The organism is Bradyrhizobium hereditatis, assembly GCF_020329435.1.
GTDB classification, from domain to species: domain Bacteria; phylum Pseudomonadota; class Alphaproteobacteria; order Rhizobiales; family Xanthobacteraceae; genus Bradyrhizobium; species Bradyrhizobium hereditatis.
Window position 1 is genome coordinate 1 of record NZ_JAGKJK010000050.1, and the last position, 2430, is coordinate 2430.

At 63.3% G+C, this 2430-nt stretch carries 3 protein-coding genes; all 3 read left to right on the forward strand.

Annotated features, from left to right (window positions below; all coding sequences use genetic code 11):
- Window positions 1-81: 81 nt before the first annotated feature.
- Complete coding sequence (locus tag J6524_RS36940) at window positions 82-477, forward strand: transposase (RefSeq protein ID WP_225678748.1); 396 nt, start codon at window positions 82-84, stop codon at window positions 475-477.
- A gap of 23 nt (window positions 478-500) precedes the next feature.
- Window positions 501-818, forward strand: coding sequence for an IS66 family insertion sequence element accessory protein TnpB (gene tnpB, locus J6524_RS36945; protein ID WP_225678749.1), 318 nt, complete (start codon window positions 501-503; stop codon window positions 816-818).
- Window positions 819-892: 74 nt separating this feature from the next.
- On the forward strand, window positions 893-2430 hold a 1538-nt coding region (tnpC, locus tag J6524_RS36950), incomplete at its 3' end, for an IS66 family transposase (protein ID WP_225678750.1).

Sequence of the window (2430 nt, forward strand, 5' to 3'; positions counted from 1 at the left end):
GTTAGCGTGTAGATCGCCCCGCATAGCGGGCGGTGTTTGATTGTCAGAGAATCTCCCGGTGATTTGTTCCCAGGAGATCATATGAGCGAACATAGGTCTGACACTAAGAACTTCGAAGTTATCACGGCGACACCCGAGCGACTTCCGGTCAGTCCGGGGCGAAGGCATCGCAGCTGGTCGCGGGAGGCGAAGGAGCGGATTGTCGGGGAAACGTTCGCGCCGGGGGCGAACGTGTCGGCGATCGCGCGGGCTCACGGGCTTGATCCATCGCAGGTGTTTGCCTGGCGGCGCAAGGCGCTGGCCTCGGGAATTGTTGCGCCGCTTTCCGAGCGAGCCCGACCGATCAAGTTCGCGCGTTTTGAAGCTGTGGCGGGCGAGACGATGGAAATTGTGGTCGGCGATGTCGCGGTGCGCATCGGCAGCGATGTGGAGCCTGAGCGGCTTGCTGCGGTAATCCGGGCGGTTCGGCAGGCGTGATCCCGGCAGGTGTTCAGGGTTACGTGGCGAGCACGCCGGTCGACTTCCGTAAGGGAGCGACCGGCTTGATGGCGCTGGTGCGAGATGGCGGAGCCGACCCATTCAGCGGCGCGCTGTACGTGTTCCGTTCGAAAAGAGCGGACTGGATCAAGGCGGTTTGGTGGGACGGCAGCGGGATCTGCCTGTTTGCCAAGACTCTCGAGGAGACAAAGTTCTGCTGGCCGAAGATTGCGCCCACCCGGGTGCGGCTGAACCATGCACAGTTGCTCGCGCTGATCGACGGGCTGGACTGGACGAAGGTGCGTCCGGTGGTTGTGAAGCGCCCGCAATCGGTGGGTTGATAACTTGCGGCGAATTGAATCAGGGCGCTGAAAGGTTTGGAAGATAGGCGGCGACTCTGCTGTGATGGGCGCCGATGACGCCGCCCATTGCAGAGCTTCCGACGACCCTTGCCGATGCCCATGCGCTGATCCTCGCCTTGGCAGCAGAGCGGCAGGCGATCGAGGCCGAGAACAGCCGCATCGTCTCCGAGATTGCAACACTGAGTGCGGCGAACGCCGATCTCGCCGCGGTCAACCAGGCGGCCGACGCGCGGATCGTGGAGCTGACGGCGATCGTGAAGATGTTGGAGCGCACGCTTTACGGCACGCGCTCGGAGCGTTTGCGCAGCGACAAGCCAAGCGATGAGCAGATCGCCTTCGTATTTGACGAGATCGCCACCGGCGTGGCGGCCATTGAAGCCGAACTGGCCAAGGCAGGCGGCAAGGACGACAAGCCGCAACGCGCGCCGCGGCCGCGCAAGGAGTTCGGCGCGCATCTGGAGCGGGTGGAGATCGTTGTCGAGCCCGAGGTGCCTCCTGGTTGCGAACGCCTGGAGAAGGTTCTGATCGGCGAGGACGTGTCGAAGCGCCTCGACGTGATACCGGCGAAGTTCCGCCTGATCGTGACGCGCCGCCCGAAATACATCTATCGCAATCGCGATGGCGTAGTGCAGGCGCCGGCGCCGCCGCACCTGATCGAGAGCGGCCTTCCGACCGAAGCGCTTCTCGCTCAGATCGCGGTGGCCAAATATGCCGACGGGCTTCCGCTATGCCGGCAGGAAGCGATCTACGCGCGTGACGGCGTCGATCTCAACCGATCTTTGATGGCGCAATGGATGGGCAAGGTCGGCTTCGAATTGCAGCCGCTCGCCGATTACGTGCTGGAGAAGATCAAGCAGGGTGAGCGGATATTCGCCGATGAGACGACCCTGCCGACACTCGCTCCCGGATCCGGTAAGACGCAAAAGGCCTGGCTGTGGGCGTATGCGCGGGACGACGGCCCCTCCGGCGGCAACGGTCCACCGATGGTGGCTTATCGCTTCGAGGACAGCCGCGGCAGCGAATGCGTCGAGCGGTATCTGGCGGGCTTTGCCGGCATTCTGCAGGTCGACGGCTATGCCGCCTATAATCGACTCGCCAAGTCGGCGGGCGCCAATGAGGGCGTGCGGCTTGCGGCCTGCTTTGCCTACGTCAGGAGGCGATTCTACGAGCTGCACGTCAACGAAAGCTCGCACCTGGCGACGCAGACCGTCACGACAATGGCTGGGCTAAGGGCAATCGAGGCCAACATCCGCGGCCAGGATCCCGCAACGCGGGCGAAAGCGCGCCTGGAAAGGTCGACGCCTATCGTCTCGACCCTCTTCGACTTGTGGGAAAGAGAACTGCCGCGCCTATCCGGCAAATCCAAGCTCGCTGAGGCGATCCGCTATGCTCTATCGAGGCGTGCGGCTCTCGAGCGCTTCCTGACCGACGCTCGCATCGAGATCGATTCGAACATCGTCGAGCGGGCAATAAGGCCGCAGACAATTACGAGGAAAAATGCGCTCTTCGCCGGGTCGCATGGCGGCGGCCGAACCTGGGCGACCATTGCCACGCTTCTGCAAACCGCGAAGATGAACGACGTCGACCCGCA